The sequence below is a fragment of the Pontibacter chitinilyticus genome (genome assembly GCF_039748935.1).
Classification (GTDB): Bacteria; Bacteroidota; Bacteroidia; order Cytophagales; family Hymenobacteraceae; genus Pontibacter; species Pontibacter chitinilyticus.
Map to the genome: position 1 here is coordinate 75,703 of NZ_JBDIZJ010000002.1, position 18,534 is coordinate 94,236.

Annotated in this window: 18 protein-coding genes and 4 tRNA genes; 6 read left to right on the plus strand and 16 right to left on the minus strand. The window is 49.4% G+C overall.

What is annotated here, in order from left to right; all coding sequences use genetic code 11:
- Positions 1 to 11: 11 nt before the first annotated feature.
- The 9 genes from rplK to ABDW72_RS03930 all read right to left on the minus strand — a co-directional run bounded on the left by rplK (position 12) and on the right by ABDW72_RS03930 (position 5,815).
- Positions 12 to 455, minus strand: a complete 444-nt coding sequence (gene rplK, locus ABDW72_RS03890) for a 50S ribosomal protein L11 (RefSeq protein WP_347157150.1) — start codon at positions 453 to 455, stop codon at positions 12 to 14.
- Between the two features lie 12 nt (positions 456 to 467).
- The gene (gene nusG / locus ABDW72_RS03895) at positions 468 to 1,025 is read right to left on the minus strand and encodes a transcription termination/antitermination protein NusG (RefSeq protein WP_347157151.1); all 558 of its coding nucleotides are present in this window, start codon (positions 1,023 to 1,025) and stop codon (positions 468 to 470) included.
- 8 nt (positions 1,026 to 1,033) lie between these two features.
- Positions 1,034 to 1,225 carry a preprotein translocase subunit SecE gene (gene secE, locus ABDW72_RS03900; RefSeq protein ID WP_347157152.1) on the minus strand — a complete coding sequence of 64 codons (192 nt, stop codon included), beginning with the start codon at positions 1,223 to 1,225 and terminating at the stop codon, positions 1,034 to 1,036.
- Positions 1,226 to 1,253: 28 nt separating this feature from the next.
- Positions 1,254 to 1,326: transfer RNA gene (locus tag ABDW72_RS03905), tRNA-Trp, on the minus strand.
- Between the two features lie 109 nt (positions 1,327 to 1,435).
- On the minus strand, positions 1,436 to 2,623 hold the full coding sequence (tuf, locus tag ABDW72_RS03910; RefSeq protein ID WP_347157153.1) for an elongation factor Tu: 1,188 nt from the start codon (positions 2,621 to 2,623) through the stop codon (positions 1,436 to 1,438).
- Between the two features lie 68 nt (positions 2,624 to 2,691).
- Positions 2,692 to 2,763: transfer RNA gene (locus ABDW72_RS03915), tRNA-Thr, on the minus strand.
- Positions 2,764 to 2,874: 111 nt separating this feature from the next.
- Positions 2,875 to 2,947, minus strand: a tRNA-Gly gene (locus ABDW72_RS03920).
- A gap of 73 nt (positions 2,948 to 3,020) precedes the next feature.
- A tRNA-Tyr gene (locus tag ABDW72_RS03925) sits at positions 3,021 to 3,103 on the minus strand.
- A 162-nt stretch (positions 3,104 to 3,265) separates the two neighbouring features.
- Entirely contained in the window at positions 3,266 to 5,815 is a 2,550-nt protein-coding gene (locus tag ABDW72_RS03930) for a M1 family aminopeptidase (protein ID WP_347157154.1), read from the minus strand.
- 88 nt (positions 5,816 to 5,903) lie between these two features.
- Here ABDW72_RS03930 and ABDW72_RS03935 point away from each other — a divergent pair, with 88 nt between their 5' ends.
- From ABDW72_RS03935 to ABDW72_RS03950, 4 genes are all read left to right on the plus strand, one after another.
- Positions 5,904 to 6,401, plus strand: a complete 498-nt coding sequence (locus ABDW72_RS03935; RefSeq protein ID WP_347157155.1) for an acyl-CoA carboxylase biotin carboxyl carrier protein subunit — start codon at positions 5,904 to 5,906, stop codon at positions 6,399 to 6,401.
- An 81-nt stretch (positions 6,402 to 6,482) separates the two neighbouring features.
- Complete coding sequence (gene pyrH, locus ABDW72_RS03940; RefSeq protein WP_347157156.1) at positions 6,483 to 7,268, plus strand: UMP kinase; 786 nt, start codon at positions 6,483 to 6,485, stop codon at positions 7,266 to 7,268.
- Positions 7,269 to 7,328: 60 nt separating this feature from the next.
- The gene (gene frr / locus ABDW72_RS03945) at positions 7,329 to 7,892 is read left to right on the plus strand and encodes a ribosome recycling factor (RefSeq protein ID WP_347157157.1); all 564 of its coding nucleotides are present in this window, start codon (positions 7,329 to 7,331) and stop codon (positions 7,890 to 7,892) included.
- 112 nt (positions 7,893 to 8,004) lie between these two features.
- Positions 8,005 to 8,955, plus strand: a complete 951-nt coding sequence (locus ABDW72_RS03950) for a glycosyltransferase family 2 protein (protein ID WP_347157158.1) — start codon at positions 8,005 to 8,007, stop codon at positions 8,953 to 8,955.
- Here the strand turns inward: ABDW72_RS03950 and nadD are convergent.
- The 6 genes from nadD to ABDW72_RS03980 all read right to left on the minus strand — a co-directional run bounded on the left by nadD (position 8,952) and on the right by ABDW72_RS03980 (position 12,943).
- A complete protein-coding gene (nadD, locus tag ABDW72_RS03955; RefSeq protein ID WP_347157159.1) occupies positions 8,952 to 9,524 on the minus strand; it encodes a nicotinate (nicotinamide) nucleotide adenylyltransferase in 573 nt (190 codons plus the stop codon). The two genes, ABDW72_RS03950 and nadD, sit on opposite strands and share 4 nt — an antisense overlap.
- On the minus strand, positions 9,521 to 10,105 hold the full coding sequence (gene gmk / locus ABDW72_RS03960; RefSeq protein ID WP_347157160.1) for a guanylate kinase: 585 nt from the start codon (positions 10,103 to 10,105) through the stop codon (positions 9,521 to 9,523). Before gmk ends, nadD begins: the two co-directional genes overlap by 4 nt.
- Before the next feature lie 6 nt (positions 10,106 to 10,111).
- On the minus strand, positions 10,112 to 10,396 hold the full coding sequence (locus tag ABDW72_RS03965) for an anti-sigma factor family protein (protein WP_347157161.1): 285 nt from the start codon (positions 10,394 to 10,396) through the stop codon (positions 10,112 to 10,114).
- 24 nt (positions 10,397 to 10,420) lie between these two features.
- Complete coding sequence (locus tag ABDW72_RS03970) at positions 10,421 to 11,014, minus strand: sigma-70 family RNA polymerase sigma factor (RefSeq protein ID WP_347157162.1); 594 nt, start codon at positions 11,012 to 11,014, stop codon at positions 10,421 to 10,423.
- A gap of 146 nt (positions 11,015 to 11,160) precedes the next feature.
- The gene (locus ABDW72_RS03975; RefSeq protein WP_347157163.1) at positions 11,161 to 12,180 is read right to left on the minus strand and encodes a glycosyltransferase family 9 protein; all 1,020 of its coding nucleotides are present in this window, start codon (positions 12,178 to 12,180) and stop codon (positions 11,161 to 11,163) included.
- The gene (locus ABDW72_RS03980) at positions 12,158 to 12,943 is read right to left on the minus strand and encodes a glycosyltransferase family 2 protein (protein WP_347157164.1); all 786 of its coding nucleotides are present in this window, start codon (positions 12,941 to 12,943) and stop codon (positions 12,158 to 12,160) included. Before ABDW72_RS03980 ends, ABDW72_RS03975 begins: the two co-directional genes overlap by 23 nt.
- A 178-nt stretch (positions 12,944 to 13,121) precedes the next feature.
- On the opposite strand from ABDW72_RS03980, the gene ABDW72_RS03985 reads away from it, so the two are divergent.
- Positions 13,122 to 16,118, plus strand: a complete 2,997-nt coding sequence (locus tag ABDW72_RS03985) for a two-component regulator propeller domain-containing protein (protein ID WP_347157165.1) — start codon at positions 13,122 to 13,124, stop codon at positions 16,116 to 16,118.
- 28 nt (positions 16,119 to 16,146) lie between these two features.
- Positions 16,147 to 16,893 (plus strand): LytR/AlgR family response regulator transcription factor, encoded by a 747-nt coding sequence (locus ABDW72_RS03990; RefSeq protein ID WP_347157166.1) that lies wholly within the window; start codon positions 16,147 to 16,149, stop codon positions 16,891 to 16,893.
- Positions 16,894 to 16,997: 104 nt separating this feature from the next.
- Here the strand turns inward: ABDW72_RS03990 and ahcY are convergent, their stop codons facing one another.
- On the minus strand, positions 16,998 to 18,305 hold the full coding sequence (gene ahcY / locus ABDW72_RS03995; protein ID WP_347157167.1) for an adenosylhomocysteinase: 1,308 nt from the start codon (positions 18,303 to 18,305) through the stop codon (positions 16,998 to 17,000).
- Positions 18,306 to 18,534: the final 229 nt, after the last annotated feature.

Genomic DNA, 18,534 nt, shown 5'->3' on the forward strand with positions numbered 1-18,534 from the left:
CCTTCTGCTTATTATTCGTTCCAAGGAGCGTTACCAGATACTGTAATACCCATGCTTCTTGCAGTACCGGCTACTTGTCTCATAGCAGCCTCCACTTTGAAAGCATTTAAGTCAGGCATTTTCGTTTCGGCGATCGCTCTGATCTGATCCCATGTAACTGAACCTACTTTGTTACGGTTTGGCTCTTTAGAACCACCCTTAATTTTAGCAGCATCCATTAACAATACTGGAGCAGGAGGCGTTTTAATAACGAAGTCGAAGGACTTATCTGCATAGATTGTAATCAACACTGGTAACACTTGACCGGGCTTATCCTGGGTTCTGGCGTTAAACTGCTTGCAGAATTCCATGATGTTAAGACCTTTAGAACCAAGTGCAGGTCCAATCGGTGGCGATGGGTTCGCGGCACCTCCCTTTACCTGAAGTTTCAGGTAACCTTTTATTTCCTTTGCCATTATTTGTTTTTACTACGATTCTTTTTCCACTTGCATGTAATTGAGCTCCACTGGTGTGTTCCGGCCAAATATCTTCACCATCACATTCAGTTTCTTACGCTCTTCAAACACCTCCTCCACTGTTCCGGAGAAACCACTAAACGGTCCATCCATTACTTTGACTGTTTCACCTACAATGAATGGGGTATCCAGTACTTCTATCTGTTCTTCTGCCTCATCTACCGTACCCAGAATCCTGTTTACTTCCGACTGGCGCAGCGGCACCGGCTTTTTCATGTTCTGACCTTCGTTAGAACCCAGGAAGCCAATTACACCCGGCGTGCTGATAATAATGTGCTCTGCCTCTCCGTGCGAGAGGTCTGCGTTTACCAGCACATATCCTGGAAAGAAATTTCTTTCTCTGATACGCTTCTTACCGGCACGCATCTCATATACTTTCTCCGCCGGAATTAATACCTGCGGCACAAACTCTTCCAGATGTTGCCGCACAATTTCGTTTTCCAGGTAAGCTTTCGCTTTTTTCTCCTGCCCACTAACAGCGCGAACTACATACCACTTTAAATCAGCCATAGCTCTTCTTAAAACTGGTTGTAAAACCACGTCAGCGTGGAATCGAACGCAAAGTCCATCACCCCCACGATCAGAGCAAATATTAGTGAGCCGATCAATACCAACACAGAGCTGTTCTGCAGTTCAGAATAACTTGGCCATGAAACCTTCGATTTCATTTCCTCGATTGTTTCGTTTATGTAGCTGCTAATCTTGCTCATACTTCGCTTTACCAGATAGTTTAACTTGCACGGGTGGAGAGACTCGAACTCCCAGCCAATGGTTTTGGAGACCACTACTCTACCAATTGAGCTACACCCGTAAAAAAATGCACGCCATTTTTTCGAATGGAGTGCAAATTTATGTAATACTTTTATGAAAACAAACCCGTTCCTGAAAAAACTTTCAAAGAACGGGTTTGCAACATTGTATTAGTCAAGGATTTCAGTTACCTGACCGGCTCCCACTGTTCTGCCACCCTCACGGATCGCGAAACGAAGGCCTTTCTCCATGGCCACTTTGTTGATCAGGGTTACTTCGATAGTGATGTTATCACCTGGCATAACCATTTCAACTCCTTCTGGTAACATGATCTCACCAGTCACGTCTGTGGTTCTGAAGTAGAACTGTGGACGGTACTTGTTAAAGAATGGCGTGTGACGGCCACCTTCTTCTTTCGAAAGCACGTACACCTCAGCTTTGAACTTAGTGTGCGGCTTCACAGAACCTGGCTTACAGATAACCATACCACGACGGATATCAGTTTTCTCTATACCACGCAGCAACAGACCTACGTTGTCACCAGCTTCTCCTCTGTCAAGGATTTTGCGGAACATTTCTACACCTGTTACTACTGACTTCAGGTTCTCAGCACCCATACCCAGGATCTCAACCTGCTCACCAGAGTTGATCACACCACGCTCGATACGACCTGTAGCTACAGTACCACGACCAGTGATAGAGAACACGTCTTCTACTGGCATCAGGAACGGAAGGTCAACCAGACGCTCAGGAAGCGGAATCCAGTTGTCAACAGCATCCATCAGTTCTTCGATTGTTTTCACCCACTTTTCGTCGCCGTTCAGACCACCAAGAGCAGAACCCTGGATTACAGGAATGTTATCGCCATCAAATTCGTAGAAAGAAAGCAGTTCACGGATTTCCATCTCCACAAGCTCAAGAAGCTCCGGATCGTCTACCATGTCCACTTTGTTCATGAATACTACCAGCTGAGGTACACCTACCTGACGGGCAAGCAGGATGTGCTCACGTGTCTGTGGCATTGGGCCGTCAGTTGCAGCAACTACCAGGATAGCGCCGTCCATCTGGGCAGCACCAGTAACCATGTTTTTAACGTAGTCAGCGTGACCAGGGCAGTCAACGTGTGCGTAATGACGGTTTTCTGTTGCGTATTCTACGTGCGATGTATTGATAGTAATACCTCTTTCTTTTTCTTCAGGAGCGTTGTCAATTGAAGAGAAGTCACGAAGAGCAGCCAGACCCTTTTTAGCCAACACTGTAGTGATAGCAGCTGTAAGAGTAGTTTTGCCGTGGTCAACGTGACCAATAGTACCGATATTTACGTGCGGTTTGGAACGGTCAAATGTTTCTTTAGCCATTGTATGATATTAAATTAAGGTTAAAACGTTTAAGTTTATGTTGCGCTTAAAACACGTAACGGACTTTGAGCCAACGATGGGAATTGAACCCACGACCCCTTCCTTACCAAGGAAGTACTCTACCCCTGAGCTACGTCGGCTTTTAAATTTCCGAAGCGCCTAAATCTTAACTTACAATAAAAAGGAAATCCACCTAGATGAAATTCCTTCCAAAAAATCCGTAAGTTAAAATAAATCTCTTCTTAAAACTGAGCGGGAGACGAGGGTCGAACTCGCGGCCTATAGCTTGGAAGGCTATCGCTCTACCAACTGAGCTACTCCCGCTTACTATCCTAATTTGATTGAATGAATAACCGCATGATCGAACAAATGATTCAATCATACTTGTACTGGTTTGTGGGGAGAGCAGGATTCGAACCTGCGAAAGTTTACACTAACGGAGTTACAGTCCGTTCCATTTGGCCGCTCTGGAATCTCCCCAAAAGCTAATTTTACATCAAATCAGTAGAACTTTTCCTTTAAACTTTGCCCTCTTGCAGCGCGTTTCGTTCTAAGGAGATGCAAAATTAACCGCTTTTTCTTTCCTGTCAAATATTCTCTGAAAAAAAGTTTAAATATTTCTGATTACCGCTCATTTGTAGGCTACTGATACATATCCAGCAGCCGCTTATCCGTTTCTTTTTGCTTGAGTTGCTGCAGCAAAGCCTGTACTTCCGGCCGCTCCGACATGACCATAAGCGCTTGGTAAGCAGCACCCCTTACATAGTATAAATTGTTATTTTGAGCTAAGTCTCCCAGCAAAGCGATTACTTCCGGCGTATTGGCCTGACTGTTAGCGGCTAAGTAAGCGCCGAAGCTTTGCAGCACATAGTATAATGTGCCGCCTTTAGCCTGTTTTACCTGCTTCAGGAACCAGTCAAACTTTTCGGGGCCACCCTGCACGGCATAATAAGAAGCCAGCGCCAGCACGATTTCTTCATTTTTCTCCTGCTCAAAGCGGGCCAGCTTGGCTTTTGTGTCCGGAGCACCGGTGCCGGCATAGGCCAGTATGCCGGCTGCTGCTGCTTGGTAAGAGCTATCGTTCATGGCTTGCTCAAAAAGTGGTCTGTACTTTTCGCCACCCCAACCTGCCAAGGCAAGTATAGCGTCCGATCGTACCGCTCCTTCTTCGTCCTGCTGTGCCATGCGCTTCACCTCGTTCTCCATTATAGCAGCCTGCGCTTCTTTCAGGTTGCTCAGGTTGTTGAGGGCCATACTTCTTACGCGCCAATACGGATCTTTCAGGCCGGCCTGCATCATTTTCAATACTTCCGGGTTGCTCAGTTTATCCTTCAGCTCCGTCATGGCTTCTGTTTTGGCTGCAAAGCTCCCTGCGTTGTAAAACTCATAGATCAGCTCCTGTTGTGTTTTGTCGTCGTCAACAATACCCAACAATTGGTCTTCGGCATCAAAGCGCACCAGCTGCGGCTGCGTAGCCACCGGAAACGTAAAGGTCTGGTCCGCTTTGTCGATCACGATCGGGTAATCGGTGCGTTGACCATTGGCCCACACAGCCACTTTGAGCGGCAGGCGGTAAACCGGCATGTAGGTGGTGTCCTGCTGTTGCACTACATGCAGGGCGAGCTGCCCGTTTTGATAACTGTGTGTCACTTTCAGCTCCGGGTGGCCCGGTTTTGTGAACCACTGGTCGAAGAACCACATCAGGTCTTTGCCGGTCACATCTTCAAACGCCATGCGTAATTCTGCCACCTCTACGGCTGTAAATTTGTTGCGCGTTAGGTATAAATTGAGCGAAGCCCACCAGGCATCGTCGCCTACCAGGTGGCGGAGCATGTTCAGCACCCGGCCACCTTTGGCATAGGAGTGGCTGTCGAACATATCCTCCCGATCATTATAGTAGTAGCGAATGAGCGGCTCCCGCTTTGTCTCCGCTTCATCCAGGTACTGGCCCATCTCGTCCATCTGCAGGTAAGCCGCTTCGTCGGGGCCAAACTTGTGCTCCGCCCACAGGTACTCCGAGTAGTTGGCAAACGACTCGTTGAGCGGCAAGTTGGCCCAGGATTCGGTCGTTACATAGTCGCCAAACCACTGGTGGAACAGCTCGTGCGCAATGATACCATCCCAGTTCTTGTCCAGCAGCTCGCGTTTGTTCAGTTGCAGGTCTTCCATTAGCACCGTTGCCGATGTGTTTTCCATTGCTCCGGAAACAAAATCACGCACCACCACCTGCGCATACTTGGCCCACGGGTAAGGCACGCCCAGTTTAGTGGAGAAGAACTCCATCATTTCCGGTGTATGCCCGAAAATAGCTTTGGCAGTATTTTTATAGGCCGGCTCCACATAGTAGTTAACTTCCTTGTTGCGCCACTTGTCTTTCACCTCGGCAAACTGGCCAATGGCCATCATCGTTAAGTAAGGCGCGGCAGGCAGTTCCTGTTTCCAGTAGTCTGTTTTAGTACCGTCGGCATTCTGTTTGGAGTAAACGAAAGCGCCGTTAGAGAGCGTCGTATACTTCGGATCAACGGTGATGTACACGTCCTGCGTCATGCGCTCGTTAGGTGAATCGGTCGTTGGAAACCAGGCGGAGTTTGCCTCGGTTTCGCCCTGCGTCCAGATCTCCTGCGGCTTATTCGGAATGTCGCCGAGCGGGTTGATGAAGTATAAGCCCCTGTTCTCGGTAATGGCCGCGCTGCCTCCGGCTGGCAGTTCATTCGGCTTGGCAGTATAGTTCACCTCCACCATGTACTGCTCGTCGCGGGTGTAGGTCTTATCCAGGTGGATGATCAGCTTCTGGCCATTGTAGTCATACTTGAGGGGGGTGGCGTCGTAGCCTTTCATCAGGCTTACGCTGTGAATGTCCATCCCTTTGGCGTCCAGCACAAGTGTATTCTGCGGGTAAAACCAGGGCTTGGCGGTAATCTCGGCGGTGCCGTTCAGGTACTGCTTCTGCCAGTCGAAGCTGACACGCAACGTGGTATGCAGCAGGTCGTTCTCTAAAGTGCGAGAGGGATTAAAGCTATACTTCTTGGGTGCCCATACCGGCACGGTATCGGCAGGTGCAGCAACTTTGGTTGTCGTAGCAGTGGCGGGCGCGGTAGCAGCTGTATCTACAACTGCTTTGCTGGTTCCGCAGCTTGTAGCCACTGCCAGGGTTGCCGCCAGGCTAACGGCACTCAAAAACCTATGATTCATGGTGGATTGATTTAATTTTGAGGTCAAGTTCTAAAAATACTCTGAGAAATCCTTTAACTTTAAGGTCGAAACCCACAGAAACGATAAGATGCTCCAGGTAAAAACCGGTAACGGCGAAACAGCACAGGTTGATATTCAGAAAGATAAAATACTTCTTAATGATATTCCCTTCCACTGGGACATCTCCCCTATCGGACCCAACACCTACCATATTATTAAGGATAGCAAATCGTATACGGCAGAAGTGGTAGCGGCCGACTATACCGCCAAAACATTTACTTTCAAGATCAACGGCATCACACAAACAGTGCATGTTAAAGACCGCTTCGACCTGCTGCTCGACAAGCTGGGTATGAGTGATGCCAACGCACGGAAGGTGAACGACGTAAAGGCTCCCATGCCGGGGCTTATACTTAGTATTAAGGTGCAACCGGGCCAGGAGGTTAAAAAAGGTGATCCGATCATGATTCTGGAAGCCATGAAAATGGAAAATATACTTAAATCGCCGGGAGATGGCGTGGTAAAAGAGATAAAAGTGCAGGAGCGGCAAAACGTGGAAAAGAACCAGGTGTTGCTCCTTTTTTAAGTATGAAGTTAAAGTAAAAGCGGCTGCCACGGTGGCCGCTTTCTTGTGTGCACAGAAACCATAACCAATACGATAGAGACCGTGAAGTACAAACGAATTTTGCTCAAGCTGAGTGGCGAAGCGCTAATGGGAGATCAGCAGTATGGCATCGACTCCAACAGGCTGATCCAGTATGCCAAAGAGATCAAGGAAGTAGCAAGCATGGGTGTGGAAGTGGCCGTGGTGATTGGCGGCGGCAACATATTCCGGGGCGTGCAGGCCGAGCAGGTGGGCCTAGACCGGGTGCAGGGAGATTATATGGGTATGCTGGCAACTGTGATCAACAGCATGGCCTTGCAGAGCGCATTGGAAAAACTGGGCGTGTATACCCGTTTACTTTCCGGCCTGAACATTCAGCAGGTATGCGAGCCATATATTCGCCGCCGCGCCGTTCGCCACCTGGAGAAAGGCCGTGTGGTCATTTTCGGGGCTGGCACCGGGAACCCATACTTTACCACCGACTCAGCGGCTTCGCTCCGCGCGATAGAGATCGAAGCGGATGTGGTACTGAAAGGCACCCGCGTAGATGGCATCTACTCCGCTGACCCGGAGAAAGATCCCAATGCGGTTTTCTACCGTAACATCTCCTTTAAAGAAGTATTTGAAAAAGGACTGAATGTGATGGATATGACTGCCTTTACACTTTGTAAAGAAAACGGATTGTCTATCATCGTATTCGACATGAACACAGCCGGAAACCTGAAGCGCCTGGTAGAGGGCGAGGCAATCGGCACGCTTGTTACGATGGATGAGATCGCCGAGTCGTTAAATGAGTCGATAGAGCAGATACAAGCCTCCGAAGCAGAGCAGAAATACGGCAAAAATTAGTAATTTTGCCGTAAGCCTATACTTATAGTTTTATCAGAACCTTATTAAGCTACAATTGATATGACGGAAGAAATTCAGTTTTACCTTAGCGAAGCAGAAGAGTCGATGCAGAAAGCGGTGCAGCATACGGGCAGCGAACTAATGAAGATCCGTGCCGGCAAAGCATCGCCAGCCATGGTGGAGGACCTTCGGGTAGATTATTACGGCACTCCTACGCCTATCTCGCAGGTGGCCAACGTTGCTGTGCCAGACGCACGTACTTTGTTAATCAAGCCATGGGAGAAAAACATGCTAGGTGAGATCAACAAAGCCATCAAAAACAGTGACCTAAACCTGAACCCGCAGCAGGAAGCTGACGCAGTTCGCCTGAACATCCCGGCCCTGACTGAAGAACGCCGCCGTGAACTGGTAAAGCAGGTGAAGAATGAAACCGAAGCAGGCAAGATCAGCATTCGCAACATCCGCAAAGATGTAAACGACTCACTGCGCAAGCTGCAGAAAGAAGGCACTGCCGAAGACGCCGTACGCGATGCAGAAGGTAAAGTGCAGAAACTGACCGACAACTACATCGTTAAAATAGATGAGCTTCTTACAAAAAAAGAAGCCGAAATCATGACAGTATAACCTTTGTTTGCTTTATACTGAAACAAAAGACCTCACCTGCTGTGAGGTCTTTTGTTTATAGCAGAAGTTGTGCGCGCCAGCATTTTCAACCTCCTGCTTCTGTGCAACTATAATGCAGCCACCCTATACTTCTACTCCATACCGCATGAAGCAAGTAGCCGTTATCATCATCAACTTCAACTCGTCGGCTTATACTATAGACTGCGTCCGCTCAATCCTTGACCAGACCTCCACTAGCCTTTCGTATGAGATTATTGTGGTGGATAACAACTCTGCTCCGGCAGATTACGAGCACTTGGTGCAGCAAACAAAGGACTGGCCGCACCTGAGCATCCACCGGAGCATCATTAACCTTGGCTTTTCGGGTGGCAACATGTATGGGCTGCAGTTTGCCAGCGCCGAGTACAGCTATTTTCTGAACAACGATTGCGTGCTGCTGAACGATAACCTGCACCTGCTTTATACTTTCATGCAGGCGCACCCGGATGCCGGCATCTGCTGCGGGCAAATGTATAACACGGATCTGTCGTTTCATCATTCGTTCGGCTATCTACCAAGTATAGCTCTGAAGGTGGCAGGTTCCGGCGCTGTCAGAGCGTTTGCTGCAAAAGATTATCCTAAAAAGAAGGTGCAGTATACAGAGCCGCTGCAGGTGCCGCTGGTGACAGGCGCCTCCATGTTTGTAGATTTTAAGAAACTGGCGGAGATTGGTGGCTTTGACACCAACTACTTTCTTTATTGTGAGGAAGAGGACATTGCCAAGCGGATGAAAAATAAAGGATACAGTTGTTACCTGCTTCCCGAGGCCCGCTTCATCCACCACATGGGCAAAAGCACCAACCGCAACTACGTCATTCTCCGGGAAAACTATATCTCGCTGCTATACTACCACCGCAAATATGACAATTACCTGGCATATACAGGTTTTAAGCTGCTATACTTTTTCAAGAACTTCAAGCGCTTCTACAAAGGTACACTGTACCTGAAACTGGCCTTCTTTATACTTAGAGGCGCACCCCTCTGCTATTCGCTGAAGCATACGCAAAAAATAAGCTTATACTAGGCATATAGCTTATGCACTTTGATGTAAGCGGCTACTTCATCAGGCACCAGGTATTTGATACTTTTCTCCTCCCGGATGCACTGGCGGATGAAGGTGGCGGAGATATCCAGAACAGGGGCTTTGACGAAAGTGACGCCAGGCAGTTCGGGCAACTCGGTGGTAGTGGAGCCGGAACGGGGATACACATATACCTGGTGATACTGCAGGATGCGATCGGCATTTTTCCATTTAGGAAACAGCGGCAGGTTATCCTCTCCCATGATCAGCACAAACTCGTAGCTGGGATACTTCTCCTGCAGGTACGTAAGCGTATCGATAGTATAGCTGGGCTTAGGCATACTAAACTCAATGCTCGACACACCCAGGTTCGGGTTATCCTCTATAGCCAGCGTAACCATCTGCAGCCGATCAAACTCAGGCAGCAGCGTATTACTGGGCTTGAAAGGGTTCTGCGGCGACACAACCAACCAGACAGTATCCAGGTCGGTGTTGGTCGCCATAAAGTTGGCCAGGATCAGGTGCCCGATGTGGATGGGATTAAAGGAGCCGAACAGCAGCCCGACTTTCATACGATGGCAGGCTGGGTGCTCAGAAATGCGTTGACCATTTTCTCTGCCTCGGCGCAGGCTCTTTCCAGGTTATCGTTCACGATCACCTTATCGAACTGATCTTCGAAACCTAACTCAAACTTAGCTTTAAATACGCGGCTGGAGATACTGGAAGCCGAATCGGTGTTACGGGCTGTGAGGCGCTTAGCCAGTTCATCTATCGACGGGGGCTTTACGAACACCGCCAAGGCACGCTCTTTGTAAAAGTGCTTGATACTAAGTCCGCCTTTTACATCCACATCCAGTATTACATGCTTGCCGCTCCGCCAGATGCGTTCTATTTCAGATTTGAGCGTGCCGTAAAAGGCTCCCTCGTATACTTCCTCCCACTCCACGAACTCGTCGTTGCCGATCTTTTTCTTGAAATCTTCGGGAGTGATAAAGTAGTAGTCTTTGCCGTTTTCTTCGGTGCGGCCACGCTTGTCGCGGGTGCAGGCCGATATAGAAAAGCTCAGGTCGGGGTTAACGCTGAGCAGATGTCTTACAATAGTGGTTTTACCGGCACCGGAAGGCGCCGAGAAGATGATAATCTTACCTTGCATCAGGGGTTATACGGTTTCTTGAATCTTAGCTTTGATGGCGAGAGAAAGGCGTTCGGGCACGATAATACGTTTGAGATGGCCACTGACGAGCCCTTTGAGTAGCTTTTGCTTCTGATGGTTCTCGAAGCAGGGTACGCAGTTTTCAACATGAATATTAAAAAAGGTCTGTTCCTCCGGGGTAGCTTCGCCGTCCACAACGGCATCTAATAGTTTTACTACTTTATCGCAGTCAGACTCGTGCTCGGTTTCGGACGCACGCTGCTCCTGAGCTTCTGTAAATTTTGCTTCCATCTTACGCTATCTCTTTAAAATTCTTTAACCATTATAACCCATGCTCTTGGCATATTTCTCCAACTTCTCTTTCAAAGAATTCCGGGCGCGGTGCAGTCGTGATCGAACGGTACCAATGGGAATGTCCAGGATCTTGGCCATTTCTTCATAGGTGAAGCCTTCGAGGTCGCAGAGGATAATCACAGTTCTGAAGTCAACAGGAAGGGCATTCAATGCGCTGGCCACCTCGTCCCCGATCAGGTCCTGCACACTTTCGGTGCGCATATCGGTGGTGGTGGCAACGCCGCCTTCCCCTTCCACATCTTCGGAGTTGTAATACCCCTCTACCTCGCTGTAGTCTACCTTAGCCGGCTGCTTGCTCTTTTTCCGAAACTCGTTAATGAATGAGTTCTTCAGGATTCGGAACAGCCATGCTTTGGCATTAGTTCCTTGCTCGAAGTAGTCAAAAAAGCGGTAAGCCTTCAGATACGTCTCCTGAACCAGGTCATTTGCATCGTCTTCGTCTAAGGTGAGCCTGTAGGCAAAATTGTACAGAGGGTCCAGCACAGGAAGCAATTCGGCCTCAAACCGTGCATCCTTCTCCTCTTTACTCATTTGTTTACCTGTTTGCTCGCTCATGTGGTTTTCGTTTATTCTCAGGGCAGCGGCTGCTTTATGGCCAGGCCAGCGCCTGATCAGAGCCAATTACCGCCGCTACATAGGTACACATACAAAAATACAGCAAAAAAGTTACTAATTGCACATAAATGTGAGCCATAGCACCCCTATAAGCTGGTGGCCCATGCCTGCACCTGCTCAAAGACCTGCGCTACAGTTATTTGTTCCATGCAGGTGCATCGTGCCGGATCAGCGCAGTTGGTACACCCTTCTTCAGTTACAAGATACGTAGCTTTTTCACCAATGGGCGCCCAGCGGCCCGGGTGCACCGGCCGCACCGGCGGAAAAAGCCCCAAGGCATGGCTGCCTGTAGCAGCTGCAATATGCAACGTACCGGTGCCACTGGCTACCAGCCCGTCGGCGGCGTGTGCCAAACTGATGAACTCTGTTAGCGAGAGTTTACCTGTCAGATCACGTGCAAAAGGCACTTGCTCCTTCAACCAATCTTTCAGCAGTTCATGCTCGGCCCCTGACCCTGTAATAAATATAACGTGGCCTGCTTCCTGAAGGCGGCGGGCGAGGGCGGCATACTTATCCAGCCCCCATTCACGGCCATTGCCTCTTGATTTAGGGTGCAGGATTACATGTAGCTGTTGTTCCTGCTGTTTCTGGAGTTCCTGCTGCAGCCAAGCGGGCAAGGGGGCTATCTTAGTAAAACCCGTGTACTGGTATACTTCAGCCAAGGGCGGGAACTCATGTATGCCAATCCCTTCGAGTAAAAACATGTTTAGCTGGCTTTCATGATAAGGAGAGTTCTTCCGCGACAGCTTGACCAACTTATTGCAAGTCAGCCAGTGAAACCAACGGTTCCGGGTACCTACCCGCAGCGGAATACTTGCCTTTTTAGCCAACCGGGCAAATGTTCTGTCCGGAAACACATGGATGACAGCATCTATGTGCTGTGCCTGCAGCAGGCGGACCTGTTCTTCTTCTGGCAGCGCGTTTAGTGTGTCTTTGTTCAGAAACTGATCCACATGTTCGCAGCAGGCAATTACCGGCTGTGTATAAGTAGCACCCAGAAAGATGATCCGGCAGCCAGGCAGCTTTTTTTTCAACCAGCCACACATGGGCAGCGTCAATACTACGTCGCCGATGGCATCTGTTCTACTTATCAGAATCGTTTTCATCCTGCTCTTTATACTTATTATACATGTATAGCTTGGCATATTTCGCAAAAACCGCATACGAGGACAGCATCGCAATACAAAAACCTTCGAAGCCATCCAGCAGCCCCAGCTGCAAAAAATACATTCTGAAAAACCGGAAAGGCGGCTTTAGCACCAGTCCCAGCATGGATACCCGTTTGCCGCGTTGTATCATCTCCTGCAGGGCGCTATCTGTAAAGTTATTGATCTGGGTGAGGTGCTGGCGGATGCTGGTATAGGAGTAATGCAGCAGATCGCCTTTTACCCCTGCAATGACAGCTCCTTTAACAGGTATGATCGTGTCGTGTGGGTTCTGACCACCCCAGGCCACTTTTCTCCTGTCAAACAAGCGTAGTTTCCGGTCCGGGTACCACCCGCCGTGCCTGATCCATTTCCCGCAATAGCTGGTAAGCCGGTTCATGCCGTATACATCAGCTTGCCAGTTGTTTTTAGCCTCAAGCACCGCTGCTTTTAACTCATCTGTCAACGCTTCGTCGGCATCCAGCGACAGGACATACTCAAAAGCAGCCTGCGTAAGGGCATAATTCTTCTGCTCAATGTGGCCGCTGAACGGATGCTCCAAAAACGTTACGCCCCGCTGCAGGCAAAGCGCCTTTGTTTGATCAGTCGAGAAAGAGTCCACCACCACCACTTCATCGGCTACACCTTGCACCGAATCCAGGCAACGCCCGATATTGGCTTCTTCGTTGAAGGTGATGATCACGACAGAAAGGTTTACTTGCATTGTTGTTGCGGTGGCCAGGATTTGAAGCACGTACAAATATCGTTTTTTTCTGCAGAAGTACCGCGCCGGAAGCTTTTCCGGGAGCAGGCTTAAAATTTTTCTTCTAAAAAGGATAATAAAAGAACTATATTGCTCATTCACGTATGGAATAAATAAAGCACGACCCATCACTGCAACTATGTATACCTGTCGCCTTGTAGGGCTCACGCTGCAGAAGCATTACCTGCTGCTTCTGCTTCTTATCTGCCCGTTTCTGGGGCAGGCACAGCAGTATAACTTCCGGAACTGGACGCTCGAGGACGGCTTACCACAGTCGCAGGTAAACGATATTCTGCAGGACAACCAGCAGCAGCTCTGGCTGGCTACCCGCGGCGGCGTCAGCCGCTTCGACGGCAGCACCTTCCGGACGTTTACCAAGCAACAGGGCCTCAGCAGCAACAACGTCTCCTGCCTGCTACAGGACAGCAAAGGGCGGATTTGGGCTGGCACTTCTGATCATGGCCTTAACCTCTATACCAACCAGGGCTTTAAGCGCTATGGAGGCAGCAATGGCCTGCCGGATACGGGCATTCATGCCATGGCAGAGGATAAAATGGGGCGCGTGTGGGTAGCTTCGGAACAAGGGCTGTACTACCTGGTAGGCGATAGATTTATGCAGGACCTTAGCCTTCCGGCGCAGGCTTACACGGCGCTGCTCATTACAGCAACCAATGATGTATGGGTAGGCAGCAAGTCTGATGGGCTTTACCATGTGGGCGGACAGCCCCGCCATTATACTGTTCGTAACAGTGCGCTCCCCGGCAACAACATCACCAGCCTGATCCTGCACCAGGACATAGTATGGGTAGGAACCACCGTGGGGCTTGCCCGCATCAGCGATAGCAGCCTGAAGACGTATAAACTACCTGGTTCCGTAGCATTCGCCAATGTGAGCAGCTTTGTAGAAGACGGCTATGGCAATTTGTGGATCGGGATGGCTAACAGTGGCCTGCTGAAGCTGCAAGATAACAGCCTTACCCACATTACGCGGGCCAACGGACTTCGTACCAATCACATCAACACCCTGGCAACAGACGTGGAAGGCAACATCTGGATCGGCACCGACGGCTATGGGCTACAGCAGTACAAATCACCTTGGTTTGTGCATTACTTTAACTTTGATCTACTGGCAGAACCCCGCATTACGGCCCTGGCAAAGGATGCGCAGGAGCGCGTCTGGTTTGGTACAGACGATGGCTATGCCGCTTTTATGCAGGGAAGCAAGCCCAAATGGCTTCAGAAGCCAGCCTGGCCAGAGGGCACGACGCTATATGACCTGTGGGTGCCAGGGGCGGATACGACTTGGGCATGCACCAACAATGGCATCTGGCTGATAACGCCTAAAGTGACAAAGCATTATACCCTGGAGGATGGTCTTCCCTCCAATACCGTGTACCAATGTGCTGCTGACTCGGCCGGCAACCTGTGGTTTGCAACTGCGAATGGTGCCGTCCGCCTGTCAGATAAAACTTTTACCACGTTTAAAGCGCCGGCAGTAAAAGATCCGCTGCATATTAACTGCATTCTGCGCGACAGCAAGGGCCGGATGTGGTTTGGAACAGCTTCTGGTGTGTACCGGTTAGAGAACGGCCAGCTGCAGTCTCCGCAGGAGTTAACATCTTACCCCATGGAAGAAGTAACCGCTATTGCAGAAGACAAAGCCGGCAACCTCTATTTTGGCGCATTCAACTATGGCATCGTTATGCTGACATCGGGGGAGGCGCAGCTATTGAACGAAGCCCACGGCCTACCCAACGAAGGTGTCAGGAGCTTGTATGTGGATGCCCAGGATAACCTGTGGGTAGGCACCAGCCGAAGCCTGCTGAAGATACGCCTGAGACCTTTACGCCAGTCAGGCAAACTCAGCTACCGTGCGTTTACAAACCAGGATGGCTTTCGGGGCATAGAGGTAGAGTACAATGCCATTACGCAGACGGCCGATGGAGCCATGTGGTTTGGCACGGCCAAAGGACTTACCAAATATATCCCCCAACTCGACCGCCGTAACAGGGTATACCCCCAGCTGAAATTAACAGATATCCTGCTTTTTCTGAAGCCGCCGGACTGGGAAAAGTTAGGGTACCCGCCTGACTCTGTTACGCACCTGCCCCAGAATCTGCGGCTGCCGTATAGCCAGAATCATATTACATTTGATTACCATGGCATTAACCTTTCGGCCCCAAGCGAAGTAAAGTATAAATACAGGCTGGCCGGCTACGAGGAGCAGTGGTCTCCGGCAACAAAGCAGTCGTACGCGACTTATGCTAACCTGGACCCCGGCTCCTATACTTTTGAGCTGCTGGCCCAGAACAACGACGGCTACTGGACACCCTCGCCGCTGACCTATGCCTTTACCATTGTGCCTCCTATCTGGCGGCGCGAGTGGTTCATCGGCGTGTTGCTGCTGGTTATAGCCGGCACTATCCTGAGTGTGGTGCGCCTGCGGGAGCAAAGCTTGGTTAAGATGAATAGCTTATTGGAGATGAAAGTACAGCATCGTACGCAGATGTTGGAGCGCAAAAACCGCGAAAAAGAAACCCTGCTGCAGGAAATTCATCACCGGGTTAAAAATAACCTGCAGATCGTAATCAGCATGCTGAACCTGCAGGCCCGGCATGTGGCCGACCCGCTGGCGCTAGATGTTATGCGGGCCATCCGAAGCCGCGTACGCTCTATGGCTATTCTGCACGAGCGCTTGTACCGCCATGACGATCTGGGCCAGATAGACCTAGAGGATTACTTTAAAGGCATCTGCGAAAGCCTGTATGCTTCGTATGGCGTAGACGAGCAGCAAATAGTGCTGCAGATGGAGGTGCCCACTATAAAAGTAGATATTGATTCGGCCATAACCTTAGGCCTTATTGTAAACGAACTCGTATCCAATACGTTAAAGTATGCGTTTCCTGCAGAACAATGCGGCTTGTTGCACATCTGCCTGCAATGCAACCACAACCAGCAATATACTTTAACCGTTAGCGATAATGGTAAAGGACTTCCAAAAGACTTCCTCCCAACACAGAAGCAATCTTTTGGCTTACAGCTTGTTATGGCACTTAGCAAAAAGCTGAACGGGGATATTCACTTTAGCAACGATTATGGCACAAAATCAATATTGCATTTTGTTTTGCCATCATAATTTAAAAACACTCGTATGACCTAATGCTATGACAAAACCAAAGATTCTCATTTCTGAAGACGAGGTGATTATTGCAGAGGATATTGCAGCAAGCCTGGAAGAACTTGGCTACGAAACATGCGCAATTGATACTGGCGAAGACACCCTCGACATGATCCGGGAAACCCAACCGGACCTTGTACTATTGGACATTAACCTACGCGGCCAGGCAGACGGCGTAGAGATTGGCTCCCGCATCCGGCAGGAGTTTAACATCCCTTTTATTTACCTGACAGCCTATGCCGATAAGGCGACGCTCGACAGAGCTAAAAAAACGGAGCCCGATGGATTTCTGGTAAAGCCCTTCGACGAAAAAAGCCTCCGCTCAGCAATAGAAATTGCTTTGTATAAGCACGACAATAACAATAATAACGGGAAGGAAGTAGACGGTGCGCAGCAAGCTGTGAAAGAGCAGGAGGTAGCCGCTGACTACATCTTTGTAAAGGTAAAGCACCGCATCATTAAAGTGCATTACAGCGATATTCTGTGGGTAGAGGCATACGACAACTACTCTTTTATTGTCACGGCTGATCAGAAATACCTGGTAAGCTCTACACTAAAGGATATGGAGCACAAACTGCCGTCGCAGAATTTTGTACGCGTGCATCGCTCCTATATCGCTAACCTGGATAAGATCGAAGCGCTGGAGGAAAACTCTGTCGTGTTTGGAAAAGGCGATATCCCGATCGGAAAATCGTATAAGAAAACGTTAATGTCGCGGTTTAATATTATATGAGGCTACCCATACTATAGGTCATACTTTAAGTCATACTTTTACATAAAATAACAAAGCCGATGCAGGTGCTGCATCGGCTTTGTTATTTTATACGCTATTGCGGTTTAGTATCGGTAGTACTCCGGCTTGTAAGGGCCTTCTACTTCTACCCCAATGTAGCGGGCCTGGTCAGGGCTGAGCTCATCCAGCTCGGCACCTATTTTACCCAGGTGCAGGCGGGCTACTTTCTCATCCAGATGCTTGGGCAGGGTGTACACTTCATTCCCGTAAGCATCGGCGTTTGTCCAGAGCTCCAACTGTGCCAGTGTTTGGTTCGAGAAGGAGTTCGACATAACAAACGACGGATGCCCGGTGGCGCAACCCAGGTTTACCAAGCGGCCTTCTGCCAGTACAATAATGTCGTTACCATCGATGTTGTAGAGGTCTACCTGCGGCTTTATCTCATCTTTGGTATGGCCGTAGTTCTTGTTCAGCCAAGCCATATCAATTTCATTGTCGAAGTGACCGATGTTACAAACGATCGCTTTGTCTTTCAACGCGCGGAAGTGCTCTTCGCGGATAATGTTTTTGTTGCCGGTAGCAGTTACCACAATGTCGGCTTCTTTAATGGCATCAGCCATCTTTTTTACCGCAAAACCGTCCATAGCAGCTTGCAGGGCACAGATCGGGTCGATCTCGGTAACGATCACGCGGGCACCTGCACCACGCAGAGAAGCCGCAGATCCTTTACCTACATCACCATAACCTGCTACAACCGCTACTTTACCGGCCATCATCACGTCCGTAGCACGGCGAATCGCATCTACCAGCGACTCTTTACAGCCATACTTGTTATCGAACTTCGACTTCGTTACGGAGTCGTTCACGTTAATGGCTGGCATTGGCAGGGTGCCATTCTTCATACGCTCGTACAGGCGGTGCACGCCGGTAGTCGTCTCTTCTGAAAGGCCTTTAATGCCGGCAGCCAGCTCCGGATACTTGTCCAGTACCATGTTGGTCAGGTCACCACCGTCATCCAGAATCATGTTCAGCGGCTTTCTATCTTCACCAAAGAACAATGTCTGCTCAATGCACCAGTCAAACTCTTCAGCAGTCATCCCTTTCCAGGCATATACCGAAATACCGGCGGCAGCAATGGCAGCAGCCGCATGGTCCTGCGTAGAGAAGATATTGCACGACGACCAGGTCACTTCTGCGCCTAAGGCTACCAGCGTTTCGATCAGCACAGCCGTTTGGATGGTCATGTGCAGACAGCCAGCGATGCGGGCACCAGCCAGCGGCTGGCTTGGGCCATACTCCTCACGAATCGCCATCAAGCCGGGCATCTCTGCTTCTGCCAGTTTTATCTCTTTGCGGCCCCAGGCGGCCAGCGAAATATCTTTTACTTTATACTTCAAATATGTTTCTACCATTACTATATGTTATTTTCGGATATAAACACAAAAATACAAAATTTGTTGCAGATGAGCAATTTCAACCTCATTTACAAGCTTCAGCTGCCCACAATCAGCCCCTGCCACACCTTTCTTCCCTAATTTTTAACCTGCTCATACATAGCAAAGTATAACACTCATGCTACCATTTACAAGTATAACTACCCCACAGCGCATGCCGCCAGTATAACAAAAGAGCAGGCCCGGA